Source organism: Flavisolibacter nicotianae (assembly GCF_003628535.1).
Taxonomy (GTDB): Bacteria; Bacteroidota; Bacteroidia; order Chitinophagales; family Chitinophagaceae; genus Flavisolibacter; species Flavisolibacter nicotianae.
In genome coordinates this window covers 53,146-76,828 of the sequence record NZ_RBCI01000016.1, presented here as the reverse complement: position 1 = coordinate 76,828, position 23,683 = coordinate 53,146, and the positions used below count along the sequence as shown (strand labels likewise).

At 45.9% G+C, this 23,683-nt stretch carries 21 protein-coding genes; 12 read left to right on the top strand and 9 right to left on the bottom strand.

What is annotated here, in order from left to right; all coding sequences use genetic code 11:
- Positions 1–5: 5 nt before the first annotated feature.
- The 6 genes from D6024_RS24515 to D6024_RS24490 all read left to right on the top strand — a co-directional run bounded on the left by D6024_RS24515 (position 6) and on the right by D6024_RS24490 (position 6,432).
- Positions 6–626: a response regulator gene (locus D6024_RS24515; protein ID WP_121357462.1), complete on the top strand. Its 621-nt coding sequence runs from the start codon at positions 6–8 to the stop codon at positions 624–626.
- 437 nt (positions 627–1,063) lie between these two features.
- Positions 1,064–2,236, top strand: coding sequence for a sensor histidine kinase (locus tag D6024_RS24510; RefSeq protein WP_162945002.1), 1,173 nt, complete (start codon positions 1,064–1,066; stop codon positions 2,234–2,236).
- Positions 2,233–2,679 carry a response regulator gene (locus D6024_RS24505; RefSeq protein WP_121357460.1) on the top strand — a complete coding sequence of 149 codons (447 nt, stop codon included), beginning with the start codon at positions 2,233–2,235 and terminating at the stop codon, positions 2,677–2,679. Before D6024_RS24510 ends, D6024_RS24505 begins: the two co-directional genes overlap by 4 nt.
- Positions 2,680–2,705: 26 nt before the next feature.
- Positions 2,706–5,330, top strand: coding sequence for a hybrid sensor histidine kinase/response regulator (locus D6024_RS24500; RefSeq protein ID WP_121357459.1), 2,625 nt, complete (start codon positions 2,706–2,708; stop codon positions 5,328–5,330).
- A 10-nt stretch (positions 5,331–5,340) separates the two neighbouring features.
- Positions 5,341–5,760 (top strand): response regulator, encoded by a 420-nt coding sequence (locus D6024_RS24495; protein WP_121357458.1) that lies wholly within the window; start codon positions 5,341–5,343, stop codon positions 5,758–5,760.
- A 33-nt stretch (positions 5,761–5,793) separates the two neighbouring features.
- Positions 5,794–6,432 (top strand): response regulator, encoded by a 639-nt coding sequence (locus tag D6024_RS24490; RefSeq protein ID WP_121357457.1) that lies wholly within the window; start codon positions 5,794–5,796, stop codon positions 6,430–6,432.
- 222 nt (positions 6,433–6,654) lie between these two features.
- Here D6024_RS24490 and D6024_RS24485 read toward each other — a convergent pair whose 3' ends face one another.
- A complete protein-coding gene (locus D6024_RS24485) occupies positions 6,655–8,001 on the bottom strand; it encodes an MEDS domain-containing protein (RefSeq protein ID WP_121357456.1) in 1,347 nt (448 codons plus the stop codon).
- Positions 8,002–8,243: 242 nt separating this feature from the next.
- The gene (locus tag D6024_RS27655; protein ID WP_121357455.1) at positions 8,244–8,411 is read right to left on the bottom strand and encodes a TrkA C-terminal domain-containing protein; all 168 of its coding nucleotides are present in this window, start codon (positions 8,409–8,411) and stop codon (positions 8,244–8,246) included.
- A 135-nt stretch (positions 8,412–8,546) separates the two neighbouring features.
- Between D6024_RS27655 and D6024_RS24475 the strand changes: the two genes are divergently transcribed.
- A complete protein-coding gene (locus D6024_RS24475) occupies positions 8,547–8,819 on the top strand; it encodes a hypothetical protein (protein WP_162945001.1) in 273 nt (90 codons plus the stop codon).
- Between the two features lie 355 nt (positions 8,820–9,174).
- On the opposite strand, the gene D6024_RS24470 is transcribed toward D6024_RS24475, so the two are convergent.
- Complete coding sequence (locus tag D6024_RS24470; RefSeq protein WP_121357453.1) at positions 9,175–9,597, bottom strand: hypothetical protein; 423 nt, start codon at positions 9,595–9,597, stop codon at positions 9,175–9,177.
- A 423-nt stretch (positions 9,598–10,020) separates the two neighbouring features.
- On the opposite strand from D6024_RS24470, the gene D6024_RS24465 reads away from it, so the two are divergent.
- Both D6024_RS24465 and D6024_RS24460 read left to right on the top strand, forming a co-directional pair.
- A complete protein-coding gene (locus D6024_RS24465; protein ID WP_121357452.1) occupies positions 10,021–13,092 on the top strand; it encodes a PAS domain-containing protein in 3,072 nt (1,023 codons plus the stop codon).
- Positions 13,093–13,137: 45 nt separating this feature from the next.
- A complete protein-coding gene (locus D6024_RS24460) occupies positions 13,138–13,698 on the top strand; it encodes a PAS domain-containing protein (RefSeq protein ID WP_121357451.1) in 561 nt (186 codons plus the stop codon).
- 84 nt (positions 13,699–13,782) lie between these two features.
- Here D6024_RS24460 and D6024_RS24455 read toward each other — a convergent pair whose 3' ends face one another.
- The 6 genes from D6024_RS24455 to D6024_RS24430 all read right to left on the bottom strand — a co-directional run bounded on the left by D6024_RS24455 (position 13,783) and on the right by D6024_RS24430 (position 17,785).
- A complete protein-coding gene (locus D6024_RS24455; protein WP_121357450.1) occupies positions 13,783–14,826 on the bottom strand; it encodes a sigma factor-like helix-turn-helix DNA-binding protein in 1,044 nt (347 codons plus the stop codon).
- Positions 14,827–14,998: 172 nt separating this feature from the next.
- On the bottom strand, positions 14,999–15,541 hold the full coding sequence (locus tag D6024_RS24450; RefSeq protein WP_121357496.1) for a DsbA family protein: 543 nt from the start codon (positions 15,539–15,541) through the stop codon (positions 14,999–15,001).
- Entirely contained in the window at positions 15,513–16,010 is a 498-nt protein-coding gene (locus tag D6024_RS24445; protein WP_121357449.1) for a redoxin domain-containing protein, read from the bottom strand. The genes D6024_RS24450 and D6024_RS24445 overlap by 29 nt, the downstream gene beginning before the upstream one ends.
- A gap of 154 nt (positions 16,011–16,164) precedes the next feature.
- Positions 16,165–16,488 carry an Hsp20/alpha crystallin family protein gene (locus D6024_RS24440; RefSeq protein WP_121357448.1) on the bottom strand — a complete coding sequence of 108 codons (324 nt, stop codon included), beginning with the start codon at positions 16,486–16,488 and terminating at the stop codon, positions 16,165–16,167.
- A 140-nt stretch (positions 16,489–16,628) separates the two neighbouring features.
- On the bottom strand, positions 16,629–17,171 hold the full coding sequence (locus D6024_RS24435) for a YciE/YciF ferroxidase family protein (RefSeq protein WP_121357447.1): 543 nt from the start codon (positions 17,169–17,171) through the stop codon (positions 16,629–16,631).
- 47 nt (positions 17,172–17,218) lie between these two features.
- Entirely contained in the window at positions 17,219–17,785 is a 567-nt protein-coding gene (locus tag D6024_RS24430) for an HdeD family acid-resistance protein (RefSeq protein ID WP_121357446.1), read from the bottom strand.
- Between the two features lie 1,137 nt (positions 17,786–18,922).
- Here D6024_RS24430 and D6024_RS24425 point away from each other — a divergent pair.
- The 3 genes from D6024_RS24425 (at position 18,923) to D6024_RS24415 (ending at position 23,672) form a co-directional block, all read left to right on the top strand.
- Entirely contained in the window at positions 18,923–19,435 is a 513-nt protein-coding gene (locus D6024_RS24425; RefSeq protein WP_121357445.1) for a DUF4402 domain-containing protein, read from the top strand.
- Positions 19,436–19,519: 84 nt separating this feature from the next.
- A complete protein-coding gene (locus tag D6024_RS24420; RefSeq protein ID WP_121357444.1) occupies positions 19,520–20,386 on the top strand; it encodes a fimbrial biogenesis chaperone in 867 nt (288 codons plus the stop codon).
- A gap of 25 nt (positions 20,387–20,411) precedes the next feature.
- The gene (locus D6024_RS24415) at positions 20,412–23,672 is read left to right on the top strand and encodes a hypothetical protein (RefSeq protein ID WP_121357443.1); all 3,261 of its coding nucleotides are present in this window, start codon (positions 20,412–20,414) and stop codon (positions 23,670–23,672) included.
- Positions 23,673–23,683: the final 11 nt, after the last annotated feature.

Sequence of the window (23,683 nt, the reverse complement as noted above, 5' to 3'; positions counted from 1 at the left end):
TTTTTATGCGGATCCTGATTGCAGACGATCATTCAATTGTCCGACGAGGCATAAAAGATATTTTACGTGACGAGTTTCCGTTTGCGGAAATTGTTGAAGTGGGTGATGCAGCAGCCCTGATGCTAAAGATCATCAAAGAAAGCTGGGACATTGTCATTAGTGACCTTTCCATGCCCGGGAGAACGGCGCTGGATGTTTTGCCAGAGATCAGGCAACAGGCACCGAACCTGCCGGTTTTGATTCTTAGCATTTACCCGGAAGAGCAATATGCAATCCGTGTTTTAAAAGCCGGCGCCGCAGGATACCTGAACAAAGATTTGGCTCCGGAAGAATTGATCAATGCCGTTCGGCGTGTAATAAGCGGCCGGAAATACATTACGCCTTCAGTAGCCGAAAAACTGGCGGATTTCAGTGGCCAACCAAAGCCTGCACATGAGCAGCTTTCAGACCGTGAATTTGAAGTCATGAAATTGCTTGCTGCGGGGAAATCAGTTTCAGAAATTGGCTCCCTGTTTCATTTGAGTGCAACAACCATCAGTACCTACCGTGCACGAATTCTAAAGAAGATGAACATGAAAACGAATGCCGATCTCATTCAATACGCCATCACACACCAGTTGATCTGATCGATGTAAGGATATTCCGTTGTTGTGATTGCCATCGCTGCTGATGAATAATCCACGCACCGGCTTTCGTATCGGCAGACTGTTCCTTTTTTACCCGCTGCTACGTAAAAACATTTACTGCTTCTAATCGTATTTCTAATTGCTTTGTAGAATAACGGTGACAGCAAGAAGCCTGTTTCTTCTACATGTCTTTAAGTGTTTGCACTATCCATCTCGTAAGTTGAATGATTTTTCTTTGTAATTCGAACAAAAAGGAGCAACAACTCTTTTTATCCTCTCACCCTTTGTCATCTAAATCCAGGCAACAGCTCTGAATCGCAGTTTTTTCAGGGCACATAAACGATCAGGAGTTCACGATTTCTCATGAATTCTCATGCCACTTGTTGTAAAGTGTGGGAGAAATGGATTGTGGCAACTGCAAGCAATTGAACAGACGAATGACAAAGGAATACAATCAAACAGGCCTTAGCGATGGAAGAAACAAGATCGATGAAGCACCCGAAGATCTTTCGGCCTTATTGCTTGAGTTTAAAGATTACGCCATTATCCGCATTGATCCCGCGGGGTATATCCGGAGCTGGAACCTCGGTGCCGAAGATATTTACGGCTATACTCACCCGGAAATTATTGATCAACACATCAGCGTATTTTATGGTGCGAAGGATTCCGGGAAAGCAGCTAACGTCAACTTTTCTTTGCAAACGGCCTTGGCGGCAGGACGGTATGAACACGAGGAATGGCAATACAACAAGGAAGAGAAGCCCTTTTTTGCCAATATCATCATCACGGCACTGTATAATGCAGACGGCACCTTAAAGGGCTTTGCGAAAGTAACCCGTGACATTACCCGGGAAAAAACGCTGGAAGAAGAAAATAAGATCCTGCACGAACAACTAGAAGAAAAAGTAAGGCAGCGGACCCGCGAGCTGGAGATTGTCAACAAGGAACTGGAGGCTTTTTCCTATTCCGTTTCGCATGATCTAAGAACGCCGCTGCGTGCCATCAGCGGATATTCCATGATGCTGAAAGAAGATTATGGATCAAAGCTGGATGGGGAATGCAACCGGATCATGGATGCTATTCTTTCCAATACAAAAATGATGGGGCAGCTGATCGACGACCTGCTCACGTTTTCCAAAATGGCGAGGCTGGAAACTATTTATAAATCCATTGAAATGAACCGGTTGGTGCAAAGCTGTCAGGAGGACTTAACCAATCAACCATCCAGACATGTCATTACCATTGCTGCACTTCCTGCCTGTAGCGGGGATGCCAGTATGCTCAGGCAGGTTTGGTTCAACCTGCTGGACAATGCAATAAAATATTCATCGAAAAATGAAAAACCACAGATAGAAATTGGCGCTAAAGATGATCCGGGGTTTCATGTGTATTATGTGAAAGACAACGGGGCAGGCTTTGATATGAAATACGCCAGCAAATTGTTTGGCGTATTTCAGCGCCTTCACCGGCAGGATGAATTTGAAGGCACGGGGCTTGGACTTGCCCTGGTGAAACGGATCATCAGCAAACACGGCGGAGAGATTTGGGCAGATGCTTCTCCCAACAAAGGCGCCACATTTTATTTCAGTGTCCCAAAAAACAAGCAATGAAAAATCATTTCAACGAAGTAGAGATCCTGTTAGTGGAAGATAATTTAAGTGACGCAGAACTCATTACCCGTGCACTTCGTAAAGTGAACCTTGCCAACCACCTGGTTCATGTAAAGGATGGAGAAGAGGCACTGGATTTCATTTTTGCGACAGGACCTTTTACCGGTCGTGAAAAGGAAAACATCCCCAAGGTGATCCTGTTGGACATCAAAATGCCAAAGGTGGACGGCATAGAAGTACTGCGGCAGATAAAAGCAAACAGCGAAACGAAACGCATACCCGTAGTGATCATGACGTCTTCCAAAGAAGAGCAGGATATTATCCGGAGCTATGAGCTGGGTGTGAACAGCTTTGTCGTGAAGCCGGTAGAGTTCAACGATTTTGCGAAGGCCGTAAGTGAACTGGGTTTGTACTGGGTCCTCATCAACCAGCCGCCTGCCTGAGAAATAAGTAACCAATCCTACGAAAAATGAATGCAAAATATAGGGTCCTCCACCTCGAGGATGTACGAAGCGATGCCGAACTGGTCGCCAGGGAATTACGGAAAAGCCTGGATTTCGACCACCTGGTCATTGACTCGGAAAAAGCTTATCTGAAGGCGCTGGAACAGTTCTGTCCCGATGTGATCCTTTGTGATCATTCCCTCCCTTCTTTCAATTCGCTGGAAGCACTAAAGATCGTCAAGCAGAAAAAACTACACATTCCTTTTATCCTGATCACAGCCACGATGTCGGAAGATGTAGCGGCAGGGGTAGTAAGAGAAGGGGCTGATGATTATATTTTAAAAGACCGGCTGAAGCGTTTGCCCAATGCGGTTTTGAATGCCATCGAAAAGTACCGGCACGAAAAGGAACGAAAGGCCCTCATTGATGAAGTGCATCAAAAAGATGTGCAAACCACAAAACGTTTACTGGAATTATCCACCAAACTTTTACTGGCCACGCAGGTAGCAGGGATCGGGATATGGGAGTATCGTTTACAAACGGGCAAATTCGTGGCCGACGATGTCCTGTTTTCTCTTTACGGTATCACTGCTTCCGATTTTGATGGTAGTTACGAAGCGTGGATGCAATTCATTCATCCGGAGGATAAAGAAAGAGTGCACCGGGAATTTCAAAACGCCTTAACAACCACTGAAGATTTTGATATGGTCTTCCGGATTATCCGGCACGACCAGTCGGTGCATTTTATAAAAGCGGTGGCGCTTGTTGAAAACAATGCGGAGGGAAACCCTGTACGTTTAATTGGTACCAACCACGATATCACCGCCGCAAAGGAAGCAGAGAAGGTTGTTGCGGAAAATGAAGCAAAATACCGTTCCATATTCGAAAACAGCCTGGATGCCATTTTATTGACGGTAGCGGACGGCTACATACTGGCCGCTAATCCGGCCGCCTGTGCCATCTTCAAGATGACCGAGCAACAAATCATCGATAAAGGACGCTTTGGAATTGTTGACGTAACAGATCCAAGGTTGCCTGTCTTGCTCGAGGAGCGGCGACGTACAGGCAAGGCAAAGGGTGTGACCAACTTCGTGCGGAGTGATGGAAGTACGTTTCCGGGTGAAGTTTCTTCTGTTGTCTTTACAGATGCGCACGGTGAAGCAAGGACCTCGATGGTGATCCGTGACATCTCTGAGCGAAAGAAAATGGAAAAAGCCCTGGAAAACGAAAGGCTTCGATACTTTGAAGTTTTCCAGCAGGCACCTTCTGCCATTGCCATTTTGAAAGGGGCTGATCACCGGTTTGAAATGGCAAATCCTTATTACCTGCAGTTGATGGGCAAAAAAGATGTCATTGGAAAAACAGCAAGGGAAGTTTTCCCCGAAGTGGAAGGCCAGGGTTTTTTTGAGTTGCTGGACCAGGTGTTTCGAGGCGGAAATTGTTTTACAGGCAAAGAAATGCTGGTAAAATTAAATAGGTGCAATGGCGGCCAGTTGGAAGACTGTTATCTCAATTTTATTTTCCAGCCTTACCGGAACGATATAGGAGAGACAGAAGGCATTTTCTTCTTTGGCAATGACGTAACGGAACAAGTGGCCTCGCGAAAAAAAATTGAAGCCAGCGAAAAACAGTTCAGGCAAATTGTTGAAACCGCACAGGAAGGAATCTGGATGCTGGATGAAAAAAACCTGACACAGTTCGTCAATGCAAAAATGTGCCGGATACTGGGGTATTCGGAAAAAGAAATGATGGGCAAGCCGCCCCATTTTTTTGTCAAAACAAAAGGAAAGAAACCCGGTCTGCACACGTTCAGTGCAGGGATGAATTCAATAATTGACATGTATGAAGACCAGTTTGTGACAAAGTCGGGTACTGTGGTCTGGGCGCACTTGTCAACCAATCCTATAGTTGACGACAATGGGAATTACAGAGGCGCCCTGGCGATGGTAACGGACATCACCGTACGAAAGCGACTGGAGGAAAAGATCATGCGGCAAAAGGTGCAGCAGCAAAAAGAAATCACGAAGGCCACCCTGCTGGTTCAGGAAAAAGAACGCAACTTTTTGGGAAGCGAATTGCATGACAACATCAACCAGATCTTAACAGCGGTGAAACTTCAATTAAAGCATTATCTGGAAAACCCAGATGCTTCCAAAGAGATCGTAACAAGCAGTCATGCCTATCTGGAAATGGCAATCGAAGAGATCCGCAAGCTTTCACAAAGACTGGTCACGCATCGCTTCGATGAAGACTCTTTTACAGACGCGATCCGTTTCCTGATCAAAGGCCTTTCCATTGAGAAAATAGTAGCATTAGATGTAGAAGGATTGAATGAGGACGCTATACACGAAAGCATCAAACTCACGGTTTTCCGGATTGTGCAGGAGCACTTGAACAATATCAGCAAGTATGCAAAAGCAACGGAGGTGACAATTACCCTTAGCAACGATACAAAGGAAGTAAGTCTTCAGATCTGCGATAATGGCATTGGTTTTAATACCAAAGAAAAGCGTGCCGGCGTTGGACTGACGAATATTTACAACCGGGTGGAATCCTACAATGGCTCCATCCACATCAAGTCGGCGCCGGGGCAGGGATGTAACCTACAGTTATGGATTCCCCTGGATCAACCGCTCTCTCTACACAATTAAATAAACGTAAATGTCCATTACCCTTTTGATTACAGACGACAGCACGATCTTATTGGAGGCTTGGAAATACATTTTGAGTTTCGATACCCGGTTCCAGGTGATTGCTACTTGTACAAGCGGTGAAGAAGCCGTAGAGCAGGCACAAAAGCTCCGCCCGGATATTGTGATCATGGATATCAATTTGCCTGGGATGAATGGCATAGAAGCAACGGCTTTGATCAGGAAATCTGTTCCGGAAACAAAAGTGTTGGGTTACTCTTTGCATAGCGAGCTTACCTATGCCTGGAAGTTTATGGCGGCGGGTGCCGCCGGCTACATTGAAAAAACAGCGTCCATCAAAGAAATGACTGATACCCTGGTTCGCATCTATCACAACCAGCCCCCTGGCTGCAAAGAAAGAAAATCGGAAATGCAAATGGTCTGCATTTGAGAAGAGATATTTATAAAAACTAAAAATGATACAATGAAGTCGATCACCATACTGATTGCTGATGATCATACATTGGTAAGAGAAACCTGGAGCTTTATCCTGAGCACCTATCCCCGCTTTACCGTCATTGCTGCGTGCGGAACCGGAGAAGAAGCGGTTGAACTGGCCAAACAGCTCCGCCCGGATATTGTGATCATGGATATCAATTTGCCCGGAATGAATGGAATAGAAGCAACGGCTTTGATCAGGAAATATGCGCCCGGAGCGAAATTAGTAGCGGTATCGCTCCATACCCAACCGGCTTATGCGCAAAAAATGATGCAGAATGGTGCCAGCGGATATGTGACGAAAAGTTCAGGCAGGGAGGAAATGGTGAAAGCGATTGAAGAAATTTTCCTTGGAAAAAAATATATCTGCAACAACATCAAGGAAATTATTGCTGAACAAATGATGTATAGCGAAGGCCAGCAGAAAGGAATTCATTCGCTGACAACCCGGGAAATGGAAATCATCGCACTGGTTAGAAAAGGCGACACATCGAAGGAAATTGCGGCCAGTTTAAATCTGGCGGCAAAAACAGTGGAAGTGCATCGCTATAATATCTTAAAAAAACTGAAGCTGAAAAACTCAGTTGAGTTGGTTGCGTATATGAATAAACAGAGTTTGGTTTAGGGCGAGAACGTTCAATTTCCGGTTCCATGGCTTTATTTTTTTGGTCATCATGAAGCTGATGAAATCAGTTCATTTTTTTACAGTTGCAGCAGTGACACGCCTGCTTTCTTTTTGCTGCAATCGTTTTTATCGATTCCTGTTTTATAAACTTCTTCCGTACCCCCCCCTAAGCGCATGCAGGCGGCATACCGCTCCCATTGCACTGGTGAAAACTGTCGATCATCAGGTCAAGGGCAGCCATACCGAAATGGTTGTCCCGCGTCCGGGAAGAGTACTGATGGTAACCAGCCCATTCATTTCAGCGGCTCTTTCCTTCATGCCCAGAATACCCAATGATTTCGTGGTATTTAAAATTCGCGGATCAAAGCCTTTACCATTGTCCTTCACTGTCATTCCGATACCGCCTTTTTCCAGGGTCAGCCGGACCTGAATATGTTTCGCATGGGAATGTCTGGCAATATTGGTAAGCGATTCCTGGAAAATACGGAACAAAACGGTTTTAGCCGGATCAGGCAATTGCAGGTAATGGCCGTTTTCTTCAAAAGAATAAGCAATGGCCGTCCTTTTTTTAAATTCGTTGAGGTGCCATTCCATGGCCGCTTCCAGACCAATTTCGTCTAACAGGCTTGGCCTGAGTTCAGCAGAAATTTTTCTCACGGACTGGATCATCGCATCCAACTGTACGTCAAGCGCTTTCAGCCTTTCACCGATGGCTTCATCTGTAGCAGCCTGCTTTTTGTGCAACCACGCAATATCAAATTTCATGGCTGTTAAAAACTGGCCAAGCTCATCGTGTATCTCACGGGCAATGTGCTTTCTTTCTTCTTCGCGTATAATTTGAAGATGGTTGGAAAGTTTGCGCAGATCAGCAGCCATTTTGGTTAATTCGGCATTGGCATCGGAAAGTTCTCCGGTTCTTTCTGCTACTTTTTGTGCCAGTTCTTCGTTCATTTTTTTTAACCGGGCTTTGAGCTGTTTTATTTCCGGCACTTCCAGGATGATCAGTTGGCCCTTCCGCTTTGTGATGGCGCATTCATGCACATGGGCAACATCCAGAATGACGGTTGCATCAACATTGGCAAGTTCATACGTACAGAGTACAATCATTTTCCGGCCCGATAAAATGTGGTTTAACTCCCTTTCATAGTCCATAAAATCTTTCCAATCCTTAAACTTCAGCCAGGCTTCATTTCCGTTCACCCGCATGCCGTCAAAACCATTGGCCAGGACATGCTCCAGTTTTGTACCCCATGCTTTAATGACTTTTGCGGGATTGAACCGGCCCTTGTCCAGGTACCATTCATCGTGCTTCAGGATTTCCATGTGGCCCTGCTGCAATTGCTTTTCAATGCCGGGAATTTGCCGCTGCAACGCCTTGATACATTCCTCTTTGGTAAGCGGTTTTGCAATCACCCACAGGCAGAATTCATTATTCTCCAGACCCACTTTGAAAAACGGCACCAGCAGTTCCAGCATATCTTGTATGGTTTCATAAAACTGGCAGAAATGCGATCCCCATTCGATGTCTCCAAGATTCTCAATCCCTGATTGGCGCAACTGTTCAGCCATTGGCTTTCTTTGTGGTGAGAGGAATAGTACCTTACTGATTGCCGGCGTATAAACAATCAGCAGTTGTCAAATTAAATTTACGCAGAATAATTGCTTTCCAGTACAGTCTGTTTGCCGGCACAAACAAAGCTCCCCGGTGAAGCAGCCGGTTACGTTGCGTTCATCCGATCTATTTGCTTCCGCTGTTCATCAAGATCCTTCTCAGGCTCGGCCTTTGATTCGTGGTGGGCCACGTTGTTGCCTTAAGCCCGGCCGGAGATTTCATGCAAACGGTGCTTACGGCCATAGAGAATGAGCAGGTCGCCGGCAAGAAGTCGTAGATCTGTTGGAGGAGCCCCGATGTACTCTTCGCCGGAACGCTTCACCCCTAGTACACGAACACCTTCGTCGAAAAGATTGAGTTCGCCTATCGTATGGTTTGCTCCTTTATATCAACCTCAATGATACGGTAATCGTCCCGAAGGTGCAGCAAGGAAGAATAATCTTTCAAATCGAGCGAGGTATAGCGGGCCAGTGAGTGCTCAGGTCCTGCCTATCCGGCCCCAGTGAAAGAGAGCAACATCGTTGAAATAGAGGTCACCAACCCAACGGAGCCGAGCCGGATGAGCAAAGCAGCAATCCGGCGCCTCGCCGGACTTTTCACGACTGATTCCGATTCGTCGGTAGTAAAGCCCGTGCCTGAACAGGCAGAAAGCGATTGGAAATGTGCCACCTCCATCGAGAAGCCCGTCATTTCAAACGCAATGGAGCCGATACGAACGACCAACATGGAAAGAGCAAAAATGAGAAGAAAAGAAACGAAACGACAGAAATCATAAACCCTCCTTTTTTGGAACGGTACCACAGTTAAATTATGCAAAGTGAGGCCGCAGTTTTACCATCTCTCATTTGTCAGATTTGTCAATCATTCCGTGACTGATTTAAAGAGATAATTCATATGAACGACGCCGGGATCATTGCGGCAACAGGGGGGCGTTGAAAAAGAACGAAAGCTGGTGTCGTAAAGGAATATTCTGCCGGGCTGGCCAACAACGCCAGGGCTCAGGAATTGAATGCTCTTCCCTGTTTCTGTTATGGCATTGAAAGACAGAAAGGTTGCGGAAACAGTAGAAAAGATGTGTACAATGACTGCTTGGGCAATACAAAGAAAATCCTTTGCCGCCAGCCATATGGTTACCTGTTGGCCCGAAGGGACATGTTGTTCTCTGCAGCTTTAAAAAGTCTTTGTTTTAGCTGCCGGAAGGCTGCCATAAAGGAATTGATAGCATCTTCCAGCAAATCGTGTTCCTCCCTAAAAAGCAGGTCATCGCTGTTGTCGGCTTCTTTGATAATCTTGCCAAGATGAGCCAGGTGTGTGTCTGTCTGTATCATCAGGTTGTGCAGCTGAATGCGTGTGTCGCTCAGCAACTGTCTGAATTCAGGCGCTTCTGTATCCGGGCCTTCGTACACGGTAAGCAGGTTTTCTAAAAATTGAAGTTCATCCTGGTAAAAGCCTAACTCATTTTTCCAGTATTCTGTCAATTTATATAACTCCTGCCAGGGTGCCACCATCAGGAAGTCTTTTTTGGGACGTAGCCGGTATTCAAGTAATTTCATGATCGATGCGTTTAAGTGAATGTTAGAACCGGTACAAAAGAATGGCCGTTAAAACGAAAAGATATTCACGTCGAAAAAGACAGGCATTTTACAAACAGCCTTTTTTATTGTGCATAAGTTTCTGCCGGTTCGAAGCCCTATCATTTTTTTACGATACTTGTTTAATTATTGTTACACTATCTCAGTACGGAAGTTCGACAAAGAAGCAACGACCCGTGCCGGCTGAGGGATCGATAAAACTTAAAAAGAAAGAATGTGCAGGAATGGATAGCAGATGTCGGTTTTCCTCCTGAACGGCTGATCAATAAAAGAGTTTACTTCTTCATTCATTCGCGTTTATTATCAGTTGAAGGAAATTGGGAATGGCCCTTCCAATCAGCAGAGATTTTTTGCAGTGATGTACTTTTTTGTGCGGGTGAAAAAATGGTCGAAGGGCTTCCTTGTCTGATTTACCCGGAAGATCTTCCGGCTGTTGAGCGATGGTTATTCGGTCTGCAAAACGAAAGCATACAGAACTTTGGATTTCATGTCATTACCAGTTATGGAAATAGAAAATGGCTAAAACTCACGGGACTGGTAAAAATAACAGAAGAGCAGGATTTTTTCGACCGCTACCGACAGCAAGAGTTAGATGTCTTCATCAAAAATAAACGGTTAACAGAAGAGGCTGAACGGCAGGAGCTTTATTTAAAAAGCTATGAGTTTGCGGAAGGGATCAGTGCTACGGGCATGTGGATGATCAATGCCGCCACCCACGAAGCCTTTTATTCGGATGCTGTTTACCGCATTCACGACCTGCCGCCGCAGAGCCTGAATGCACACCTGTACAGCTTTGTCTCTTTTGTTCATCCGGAGGATAGGGATGCCTTAATTACGGCATTTGACAAAGCCTACCAGGCCCGTACACCGCTGCATCTGGAATACCGGTTACTGCTAAATAACATCCGCATTAAATATGTCAGGCTTTGTACGCAATGGTCGCAAAGTACTAGGGGCGAATCCATCCTTTCGGGTATCATGGAGGACCTGACAGCACAGAATGACACAGACAGTAAACTGGCCGGAATAAACGATCTGCTAAAGGTAAAAAACGGTCTTCTTCAGCAGGCTGAAACACTGAACCAAACGGCAAGCTGGTATATGAATTTGGCCACCAAAAAGGTCGTTTATTCCGCCGGTTTTTACCGCATTTTAAAACTGAAGCCAGCCGATCTGCCGCCAGATCCTAATCAGTTGCTTCCCAATATTCATCCTGATGACCTTGAACGTGTGGAAGCAGTCATTTCGCAGGCATTGTCGGAACGTTGTCCAAAGGAGATGGCATTCCGGATCGTCGATCACAATGGGAAATTCCGGTACTTTAAACAAAAAATCAGTTTTCTGAATGATCATGGTCGTGATCAATTTATGGTGGGTACCATTACAGATGTTTCAAAACCGGAGATTCTGGAAAGGAAACTGAAAAAAAGCCTGGCCAGCCTGCACCTGCAAAGCATTGCCAACCGGCAACTGGAAGAGTTTTCGCTTGCTGGGAGCTGGCTTTTGGATCTTACCAGCGGTGAAACAACATGGAGCAAAGGAATGTATACCTTGCTGGGACTGAAGCCTTCGGCTCACCAGTTGTCGCAAAATTTGTTGCTGACCCTTATCCATCCGGAGGACAAAAAAGTATTCAGTGATTATATAAAAACTGTTATTGACAGTCACAGCGAAGCCACCTTCGATTTCCGGGTGATCCGTCATGCCGAAACGAGATATCTGCAGGCACACTTTATCGTACTTGATGGAGAAGCGGTGAAACTTTTTTCCGCAACCATACAGGATAAAACAACTGAAAAGCAATTGCAGCAACAGTTGAAGGAAGTGTTAACCATGTCAGATATGCTGAGCGATGCCTCCATGAACACGGTGTTTGTTTGCGACCGGAACAATTACCTGATCCGTTGGAACAAACGATGTGAAGAAGCCTATGGCCTGAAAAAAGAAAAAGTACTGGGCCGGCATTTCTTCGACGTGTTTCCGCAGTTAAAAACGCCGAAGATCTTGCATCTTTTCGAACAGGTGGGCAGAGGCGAAACGGTTCATCTCACCGGGCAAAAAGCAATGCTAACGGGAGGCTACCAGGATCTGTTGATGGTGCCGGTGAAAGATGAAAAACAAAGCATCAGGGCTATCCTGACCGTCATTCAGGATACCACCAATGAAGTGGAGCTAAAACAAAAACTGACAGAACGTTTGCAGTTCATTGAAAAACTGCTGGAGGAAAGTGTGGACAGGGTGATTGTGCTGGACCGCAACATGAATTACCTGTACTGGAACAAACGGGCGGAAGAGTATTACCGCATCAGGAAAGAAGAGGTCCTGGGCCGGAATATTCTTGACCTGTTTCCGGCTTTTATCAACGACCCTTCATATTCCGAATTCAGGAAGGCGCTGGCAGGAAAAACAGTCTTTCTGCCTGCCTCAGTGACAAATGAAACTGAACAGGATTATTATGAAACCTACCTCGTTCCGTTCAAAGACGATAAAGAGGAAGTCACCGGCATTTTATGGATCGTTCACGATCTGTACAAAGACCGGCAACTGTTGCTGCAGCAAAGAAAAACCTACGATATCATTGATGCCCTGAATGAAGGGTATTACGAATTAGACACTGGGTACAGGGTGAAATACATCAACCAGAGTGCTGAGAAATTTTTCAACGGGGGCAAAGATGATTTTGTTGGAAAGGTGATCTGGGATGCCGTGCCACAGGCCGTGGGCGGTCCTATCCATGCCGTCATTCTGAAAGCGATGGAACAACGCGTGGCAATAAGGGGTGAGTATTTTTCCCGTTCTACAGGGAAATGGGTGTTTTTATCTGTTACGCCAACCACAGACGGGCTGGCTGTTATCTTTTTCGATGTTCAAAAACAAAAAGACGATGCGCATTTTATTCATTTGATTGCGGATACATCACCCAATATGATTGGCATTAGCAGCCTGGCTGAAAATAAATGGATCTATATCAACAAGGCCACAGAGGATTTTTTCGGCTATACAAATGAAGAAATGAATGAACCGGGCCGGGGTCTTTGGAGCAACCTTGTATACCCTGGTCATATCGCCATCGTTGAAGCGCTTTTCCAAAGCGTTGCGGCGGGTCAACCTGGAGAGATTTATGAAGCGAATTACAAAGTATTAAGAAAAGATGGCGAATACCGCTGGCTGTATAACCGGGCCTCCGTATTCAAGTCCGACGAACGTGGCCGGCCGGTAGAAATCTTATCCGTTGCTTTCGATAACACAGAAAAAGTAGTGGCGGAAGAAAAGCTGACGGAAAGCATGGATTGGCTGAAATCGGTACTGGATAATGCCGGCAACAGCATCATGGCACTCAAACCCGTGCGGAATACAGCAGGGAAAATCATGGACCTGGAGTATTTGTTGGTTAACAACAAAGCTGCGGAATCCGTGCACCGATGGGACCTGGTGGGGAAACAGATGGTACAGTAATTCCCTGGAGCGAGGCTTTCCGGATTATTTGACCATTATGCAAAAGTGGTTGAAACAGGTGAGCCCTGGCAGGATGAGTGCCTGTACAACTATGATGGCTTCCACACCTGGGCACATATTACCTGTGTGAAATTTGGCGAGGGATGCCTGGTAACATATGCAGACGTGACAGAAAGAAAAACAAGAGAACTGGAGCTGCGGGAAACCAAAGACCTTTTGCAAACGCTGTTCGATGCCAGCGTTAATTGCATCATCGCCTTTGACAAGGACTTCCGTTGTGTCGGTTGGAATACAAGAAGTGAGGAAAGGTATGGATTGAAAAGAGACGAAGTCCAGGGTAGAAATGTGTTCGATTTTTATCCGGAGTTGCAGGAAGATCCTGTCGTCGTGGATGCAATGCAGAATGCGCTGCAAGGGGAAAAAGTTCATTTGGAATTTCACCGGGAGCTCAATTCAAACAGGATCTCCGAGAGGTTCTTTATTCCGGTAAAGGACGACATGGGAAAGGTTTCTCTTGTTTTGGTGTTGATACATGACATCACCAAAATGTATGAAGCCGGGGAAGAATTGAAGCGCCTAAACCAAATGCTGGAAGAAAAACCTTAAATAAAAAAAGAGATGATCTGCTGGTTTTTTCTGCCGGTTTTTAGCTGAAAGAATCCCATATCAAAACCCGCCGGTTTGCCGGCATCAGGCATGCTGCCGGAACGAACGCAACAACGCTTCTCTGGCTTCCTTTATCCACCTCATTACTTTATCGACCGGGATCTTTTTTGCCTTTGCTATTTCTTCAATTTCCAAATGGTGAATGTAGTACAGCTCAAAAACGGACAGTTGCTCTTCCGGAAGGTCGCGGAGCAATTGCTGTACATCGGCATCATCTGATTCTGCCAGGGTATGAATTTCCTCTTCTGCGCCGGCATCTGAGAGGATCTCCACAAGATCGAACGACCCCGGGGAATAGAACTGATCGTCCAGTTCTTCCGTCAGAACAGGCATAAAATCAGCATTGGCTGTCAGCTCCTCCTGCATTTCTTTCCATTCCTGTTTGGAAAGCTGCTCTGTGCTGAGGTGCTCCCGGAATTCTTTTCCATATTTTTCATTAAGCCTGTTGATTTCCCTGTCGGCTAATACATACATCCAAAGCGGCATTTTTTCAGCAGCATCTGCATCTGCCTTCAGTTCATGATAAAATTCGACATACACTTCATCCACAATATCGTTAACAGAAATGATGTTTTTTTTGAGAAGCCGTACCAGCTCTGGCTTTCGGGAAATCTGCCTTCTAATGTACTGCTCCAGTTCGGGGAGACTCTTTCTTACCAGCGTTGTAAAGGCATCCCGGTCTTCTTTTTTCATGGCCTCTTTGATGGAAGGCGTTGTGGTTACCACCGAATGAAGCCTGTCTTTTCGTTTGCGCAAATGTTCTCTGCGTTCGAGGCGGATTTGTTCTTTGATCAGTGTTCGCAATTTGTCGAGGGCATTGTTCACAACGATAACGGCTTTGGAACCTCTCTCCTTTACCACCATTTCTTTACTTTTCAGGTCCAGCGACGCTGTAACGTTGTAATCGTAGTTCCCTTCCCTGTTGGCAAAGATGTCCACTACCAGTTCTTTGGGGTAATGATCCAGGATCTTTTGTAGCAGCGGCATTTTTTTCTGCACTTCTTCTTCAAAAAACGCTTGTTGGTTTGCTGGTTCAACAAGGTCCAGGTGGTGAATTTTATATTCCATAAACGACGGTTTGTACGATCACCGGGAAATGGCATTCTGCTTAATTACTATTGGCAGAAAGCCGCGCCTCTTCTTCTTTCAACAGCGTAAGAGCAGTTCAACCTGCCCGGTATGACAAGGCCGTTGGCATACAGGCAAAAATGACAGGGGAATAGCAGAAACTTCCGCCCGGCTATCTGTGTTGTCTTTCACTGATCAGACTCTCTAAAGTGCCGGCCAATGAATCATAATCATAACCCCCATTGTACTTTAAGCCGTTGATAAAGAATGAAGGCGTTCCGTTAACCCCGCTCCGGACGCCACTCTCGAAATCTGCTTCTACTTTTTGCGCAACAGAGGGATTTGTCAGGTCGTGCTCAAAAGCAACCATATCGAGATCAAGTTCTTCTGCGAATGTTAATAAAGCCCCCACATTCAACCGGGATTGTTGCTCATAGATCATGTCATGCATTGGCCAGAACATCCCCTGCCTGGCGGCTGCTTCCGCAGCCATAGCGGCCGCTTCTGCGTACTGGTGCACTTCCGCTAAAGGAAAATTCCTGAATACAAAGCGTAAATTCTTTCCAAATCTTTTTACGATGGCCTTTACAACCGGATGTGCGGCGCCACAGTGCGGACACTGGTAATCGCCATATTCCACCAGTTCGAGAGGCGCATGAGAGGAACCTTGAATGTGATCTCTTTCATTAACCGGCGGTGTTAACTTCGCTGCCATATACGTTGTTTTTTTGGGTGATTGATTCTAATGCTTCCAGGATCCCGTCTGCACCCGGGTTGATGCCAACTGGGGAGAGATAACTCCACTGGATGATGCCATTGCCGTCCAGCACAAACAAAGCCCGTTCACATTGTCCATTCTTTTCATCATAGACGCCGTATTTCCTGGCGACTTCTCCTTTCGGTTCAAAATCGGCAAGCAAGGTAAAATGGAGATTCCGGGCCTGCCGGTAAGCGGCATGGCACCATTTGCCATCTACGGAAATGCCCACCACCTCGGCATTGTACTTTCTGAAAATTTTCAGCATCTCGTTATAGAGTGACATCTGGTCTCCGCATACTGGGCTCCAGTCGGCCGGGTAAAAAGCCAGGATCACATTTTTACCCCTTAGTTCATGCAAGGCAAACGTTTGATCCGGTGTAGCGTATAATTGAAAATCCGGTGCAGTTTCATTTTTCTGTAACATAAACACGATTTAATTAATCAGGAATAACGTCTTCGCAGGGAGGTTGAGAATGTCTTTAAAATAAATCAGACACAACAAGAAGGCAAGTTTCTTTTATGCAAAAAGATTTTTCAAAAGCTTGCCGCTTATGCAGAGCAACTCACCGTTTTCCCTCTCAACTTAGCGCAATTGTTTTTTTCTGGGGTGACTTTTCCTGCACTTTCGGCACCACCACTTTGAGGATACCATTTTCATAGTTTGCCTGGATGTTGTTTTCCTCAACATTTTCCGGCAGGGTAAAGGAGCGGCTGAAAGAACCGAAAACAAATTCCCTGCGTGAATACTTATCTTCCTTAACTTCTTTTTCTTCCTTCACCTCTGCGCTGATGGTGAGGATCCGGCTGTCCACGGTAATGGAGAAATCTTCTTTTTTCATGCCGGGGGCTGCCACTTCGATTTCATAGTTCTTTTCGTTGTCCTTTACATTAACCGCTGGCATCTTTGTTCTTTTTAAGAAATCATCTTCGAGCAAATCATTACCCCAAAAATTTTAAAAAAACGAGCGTAGAGAGGGGGAACTGTTAAACCTGGTGAGTTGTGACATGTTTATAAATTTTGGGGTGAATAAATAGCAGATCATTAATTGGCATTATTCTCTTCATTTAAGGCGGCGGCATAGATCCTTGATTTTGCAATCTGCGTTAGCTGGCGATCGGCTGCTTTTTCTTCTCCAAGGGTAAATTCCAATGCGATTTTAGCTTCCGCATAGCCGAGTGTTTCTGCAAGTTGCACCAGGCTTCTGTAAATGGCCATCTCGTAATGCTCGGCTTTTTGCATGGCGATAATAAGCCCGGCGTCTCTTTGGGAACTTCCTTCGTCTGTGGTGTACAGGATATAATCGGCTTCATCCATGATGCCTTCCATAGCGGTACATTTGGAGGCAACCACCGGCTCACCAATGCCTTCAAATATATCTTCCAGCCGCCGAACCTGTTCTTTTGTTTCCTCCCGGTGTTCCGAGAAAGCATCTGCCAGTTGCCCGGACGTGACTGTTTCCTTTAACCGGCGCAGCAGCTGCACCAGTTTGATTTCTATCCAATAGACATCCTGTAACTGCTCCACAAAAAGCTCTTTCAATTTAGATAGTGTGAGGACCCTTGCTGTAATTTCTTCGGCTGCCATAAACCTGATTTTACATGAAAGAATAAATTGTTCTTATCAATATTTATTTAGGCAAAAGCGCCGGTCCCTAAGTGTTCCGCATGATTGTTATGACGTTTTAAGCGAATGCCCAGTACAATCAGCAGGATGCCATTAGCAAGCGCATTGAAGCCAAAAAACAACGCCAGCGTGATGGCACCGGCCAGGGGATTGAAGACGATCAGCAGCGAAAAAATAACGGTGATAACACCGGCAGCAATATACCACCCCTCGCCACGGATTGATTTACGCAGGTTGATAGCTGTTGTAATGGTCGCTATGCCTGCCAACATGATCCAGAAGCCAAATAGAAACACCAATGCTGTGCCTGCCGCAAAAGGATCAATAAAGGCAATAATGCCGGCAATAACGCTAACAATTCCCATAAAAAGGTACCAGCCCCAACCACTTGTGGTTCTGCGGCTCTCAATCGCTCTTATGATATAAAAGATTCCATCCACCAGCATGTAAGCGCCAAACAAAAATACCAGCGTGGCAAAAGTGATCCCCGGCATCAGCACGGCCAGCACGCCGAGAAGAAGTAATACAATGCCTCTGAAAAGGTAAAGTCCGGGGTTGCGAATGCTCTTTGTCATAACTGAATTTTATAGATGAAAATCGCAAGCTCTTTCACATGCCTGTTTCAGCGAAAGCAGCCAATCCATACCTCAGGCCATTTCCTTTCTTTCCTGTACGTCCTTTGTTTTTCAAAGGCATTCGCGTTCAACGATAAGACTGGTATTTATAGTTGAAAGCCTTGCCGTTTTCTTTCTGTTGACTACAAATAAGAAGCCGCCGGGAAACCAAGATTTGCACATAACGATTCGGCGCTTTATAAAAACCGGCATACCACCCGGTGCATATCTTTTAAACTGGCAACAGCTCGCTAATGTGTTGCTATATTTTTGCTTCAGGATTTTACTTTCTGGCTGTTCGAAAATGCACCCCGGCCCGCTGATAATAACTCACATGGGAAGAACAGGGGTCTCAAAATTTTGCAGACGGTTGAATGATCTGATTTTTTTAAAATGATATTATAGACGTTGTGCACGAAATCTTTTTTATTATTCAGCTATTTGCACAAAGGGATTGTTGAGATGAAAATTACACAGCCTGTTCCTGTTGTGTGAGATCCTCCCACAAACAAATGATGCCGTCTTTGAAGCGGGCATAGAAAACCAGCGATCGTTTACCGGAAAGTGGAATTTGGCCCGTAAGATTTTCCTGTCTCCAGCACGCTCACCAGCCTGGGCAAGGATTCTTTCACTAACGGAAATCTGGCCACCAAACATTTGCCCATCAGATTTGATGGTTGTGGCAAGCGGCTTCTTTTTCACTCACTAATACAAATCAACGTCAGTCACGGCACCAGCTTCACTGCACGCCGTTTTGAGATTTTGATGCCGGTATCGGACATTGATGAGCTTGTGATGCAAGACTTTTTTGGCGTTTAACTGGAATTTGGCCTGTTCGATAACCTGGTATCCTCGGCCAAAAAACAACTATCGGTAGTATTTGCCTACGTTCCAAAATTAACATGCGTCACTTATGCATTCAACATTACCAGTTTAGAAATAGCCTTAAGCTGCGCTATGTGAAATCTTTAGGCGCATTACAAATGAATGCCTATTCACTGAAATTTACATCCCTTTTATTGAAGGAACACCCAGACCACTTCTACATTTACTCCCATAATCGTACACCAATTAAAACAAAAACAAAAACCAAATCAAATGAAGAACAAGTTTTTCTCGATGGCTCTTTTTGCCATGGGACTGGCTACAGCAGCCAAAGCACAGAACTCTGCAACTGAAAACACGGCAACAGCTTCGGCCCAGATTGTGGTCCCGATTACCATTTCTAAAGGCTCGGATCTGAATTTTGGTTCCATTGTAAGAAGTGCTCCAGGCGGCACAGTGGTAGTGGCTCCTTCAGGAACTGTAACTCCAACTGGCGTAACCATGTTTACAGGTAGTAGTGCCGTTGCAACTTCGGCTGCTGCCTATACCATTACAGGCGAAGCCGGCAATACTTACCTGATTACCTTACCTGCGGACAACACGGTAGTGCTTGACGATGGTGCCACTCATACAATGAAACTGACGGCCTTTACACACAATGCAACCGGCACGTTTGGCGCTTCGCCTGAAACCTTCCAAGTGGGTGCGACGTTAAATGTTGGTGCTAACCAGGTCGCTGGCAATTACGTTTCTCCTGCATTTGACGTGACCGTAGCGTATAACTAAGAAAATCCTTCAACAGAAAAAAGCTGCCGGGCAGCTTTTTTCTGTTCTTTATCATCAGTGACCTGCGCACCAAATCCAATATCCATGCTACATGTTTCTCTCCGGAGAAGAATCTCCCCTACTTCCTTTTCCTGCCTTGCCTTTTTTTTTACGTTTCTGACGGTTGTTCCTTCCTTAAAAGCAACTGCGCAGGGCGATCTGCTGATTGCACCGAAAAGAACTGTTTTTGAAGGCCGTGAACGATACAAAGAGCTAAACGTCTCTAATATTGGAAAGGATACAGCCCGCTACGAAATTTCATTGATCCATTACCGGATGAAAGAAGATGGCTCGCTGGAAAAATTGTCTGCCCAGGATAGCGGTATCTTGTTTGCCGATTCATTCGTTCGCTTTTTTCCCAGGATGGTGACGTTGTCTCCCGGTGAGTCGCAGGTCGTTCGCCTGCAACTGACACAAACCAGCGCAATGTCTAACGGCGAATACCGCTCCCATCTTTATTTCCGCTCTGTGCCCAAACAAAAACCCCTGGGTGAAATAGAAACAAAAAAAACCGATTCAAACACCTTTTCCATAAAGCTCAATGCGGTTTTCGGCATCGCCGTGCCGGTCATCATTCGTGTTGGGGAAACTACCATGAAGGTTGGCCTTTCCAACTGCTCCTTTGATAAATCCGGTTTGCCATCCGTGAAGATGACGCTGGAGCGTGTGGGGAATATGTCCTGTTACGGGGATATCACCATTGATCACGTGGCGACTTCGGGAACGGTAACCAGAGTGGCAGAACTCAAGGGCATTGCTGTCTATACGCCGCTTGAAAAGAGACAGGTCAAACTGGCCCTTCACCCCATTCCCGGTATTGACTATACAACGGGAAAACTGCATGTTGTTTATACGGCAAAGGAAAACCTCAGTCAAAACTCCATTGCTCAAACGGAGGTTTATTTGAATTGAAACTCCTTCAATCAACAGCATACCGATGCGTATTGACAAGGGGAACATTCATCGCGGCAGCCTTTTCAAGGGCTGTTCTATTCGCAAGAAAGCTGTTGTGGTCCTGGCGTTTTGCATGATTTTTTTTTCGGCCCCATTACTTTCCAGGGCAAGCGATGAACCTGATGAAATTTCGGTTTACCTAAGCCTGCAGAAAGAAGGCGTTTATATCCCCGCACTTTTACTGGAACAGGAAACCCTCTACCTGCCCATCAGTGATGTTTTTAATTTTTTAAAGATCAACAACAGGCTGTCTCCGGCACTCGATTCGGTCAGCGGTTTTATTCTTCATCAGAACGATCCTTTCCTGATTGACGAGGTTCAGCATCGCATCAGCTATCATGATACGTCCTTTGTCCTCAGAGGAAAAGAACTGATCCGCACAAAAACCAGCCTTTACCTGCGGTCGGATGTTTTTGGGAAGGTCTTTGGACTGGAATGCAGCTTTCAGTTCAGGAACCTTGCGGTTGTGATCAACACAAAACTGGATTTGCCTTTGTTCAAGGAAATGAGGCAGCAACTGCTGCGCCGCAACATGAACAAGCTAAAGGGCGAGATCAGGCCGGATACCACCATCAAACGTCAATATCCCTTTCTTCGCCTGGGTGTTGCCGATTGGTCCATCACGCATACGAAAGAACTAAGCGGCGATGCAGGTACGCAAATGAACGTACAGATGGGTGGGATGCTTGCCGGTGGAGAAGCTGTTGTCGCTTTAAATTACGATAACAAAATACCGTTTGCACAACAACAGCAACAATACCAATGGCGGTTTGTGAACAACAACCTCTGGATTTTTAAACAGCTTTCCCTCGGCACCATTGCTGCACAAGCTACTGCTTCCATTTTTGCCCCTGTTGTGGGGGTGCAGGTTACCAATACGCCAACGTCCCGCAGGAAGTCGTTTGGTACGTACATTCTCAGTGACCATACACAACCGGAGTGGATGGTAGAACTGTACGTGAACAATGTGCTGATCGATTACGTGAAAGCCGATGCTTCGGGCTTTTTCACCTTCAATGTGCCGCTGGTCTATGGCAATACCACCGTTAAACTTAAGTTTTATGGTCCTTCCGGCGAAGAGCGTTCCAGCGAAAAAGAGATTCTTGTTCCCTTTAATTTCCTTCCGGCCCATACGTTGGAATATACCCTGAACGCCGGCTTTGTGAAAGACAGTCTTCACAGCCCCTTTTCCAGGGCCGTTTTCCATTATGGATTAACCAACCGCATGACCGTGGGCGGCGGTATCGAATATCTATCCTCCGTGAAAACGGGAAGCCGTATGCCTTTTCTCTATACAACGGTGAAACTTCCCGCCAATGCACTGTTCTCCACAGAATATATGCCTGGTGTGAGGACCAAAGGTCTGCTCACCTTGCAAATGCCTTCCCGGGTTCACTTGGAGCTGGAGTACCTGAAATATACAAAAGGCCAACGGGCTATTTTCACAAGTAACCTGGAAGAGCGAAGAGCAGCACTTTCCATGCCTTTTCGAACAGAACATTCTTTCTTCTTGTCAAGATTTGCCATTAAAGAGGTGGTGATGCCGGGTATCGGCTATGATTCACTGGTGAAGATAAGGTACAGCGATGTGACAAAATTAAATCGTACGACGGCAGAAATCATGCTGTCGGCTGTGCTTTCCCGTTTCAGTGCCAACCTGACGACTTCCGGTTTTTTCTATAGCCATTCCAACACTTACCTGCAAAGCAATCTTTCGGTGGCATACCGTCTTTCGAAGGGCATTGTTTTGCGGCCGCAATTGCAATACAATTACAGCGAAGGCAAACTTCTTTCGGCAAGGTTGGAAGCGGAGAAAACGTTGGCAAACCAGGGTGCTGTCCAATTTTCTTTTACCAGGGATCTCCCGATGAAGGTTTCTACCGTATCGTTTGGCCTGCGTTATAACCTTTCCTTCCTCAGAACGGCTTTTTCAGCCGTGCGGAGCAACAAAACGACCACCCTGGTTCAATCAGCCGGAGGCAGTCTTTTGTACGATGCCGCTACTGGTTATGTAAACCACAGCGACCGTAGTTATGGTGGCAGGGGCAGCCTTGTCATTGCTCCTTTTCTGGATATGAACGGCAACGGCAAAAGGGATCCGAAGGAACCCACTGTTCGCGGACTCAATTTTCGGATCAGGGGCGGACGTGTGCTTAAAGGTGAACAGGAGGGGATCTTTCGTATTGTGGGCCTGGAGCCTTACAGCAATTATCTGATCGAACTGGATGAGAACAGTCTTGGTAATATTTTCTGGAAGATCAAAAACAAAAAAATCAGTGTCGTTGTTGAACCGAACAGTTTTAAGATGGTAGAGGTGCCGGTGGCCGTCATCGCGGAAGCCTCCGGTACCGTTTTTCTCCAAAATGACAAAGGGCAAACTGGCATATCCCGCATACTGGTAAACTTTTACGACAGCACCGGGAAACTGGCAGCACAAACGATGACGGAAAGCGATGGCTATTTCAGCTATCTCGGTTTGACACCTGGCTCTTATATAGCCCGAATTGACACAGCCCAGTTGCATGGACTGGCTCTTTCTTCTTCTCCCGCTTCTTTAACCTTCCAGATTGCGGGCAGTGAAGAAGGAGTCGTAGCCGATGGCTTCCGGTTTGTCCTTCAATCGCTCAACCATCCTTTCGATGCAAAAATTGCTAATAACCTGCACGCCACACAAAGCGGTGAAAAGGCAATGCAGCCTGAGATTCAACAAAAAGAGCGTCGCCCGGAAAATAGTAAACCCGTGACACAAGTGGAACAACCTGTCAATGGCAGGATGTCCCGACCTGCAGTGGAACAGGAACAAAAGACAAAAGACGGGTTAGAGCAGCAACAGAAAGCCGGTAAGATGAATATGCAAAAAAGGGATACAGCCCAACTTGCAGTAAAAGGAGAGCAACCTGCAATGAAACTGCCTTTGAAACCTGTGGTGAAAGATAGCATCTTGCAAAATCAACAAAAGCCGGCTCCTACCAATTCTCCGGGTATCAAAAAACATCCAGGGATGCAGAAGAAAGCGGCTGTTGTTCCAAACAAAATAGTTGTTCCGGCAAACAAAAAACGCTTGCAGCAACAGCAGTTACTTCGAGAAGCTGACTATGCGTTCAGAAAAGAGCAAAAGCTGGCTCAGAAACTCGAAAGGCTTATCATTGAACGGCAACGATTGATTAATGAGCAAAGAAGATTGCTGAAGGAAATATACCTGTTAAAAATGAAGCTAAGGAGATCCTTGCCAAATAGAAGGTGAGCTTTTTTTGC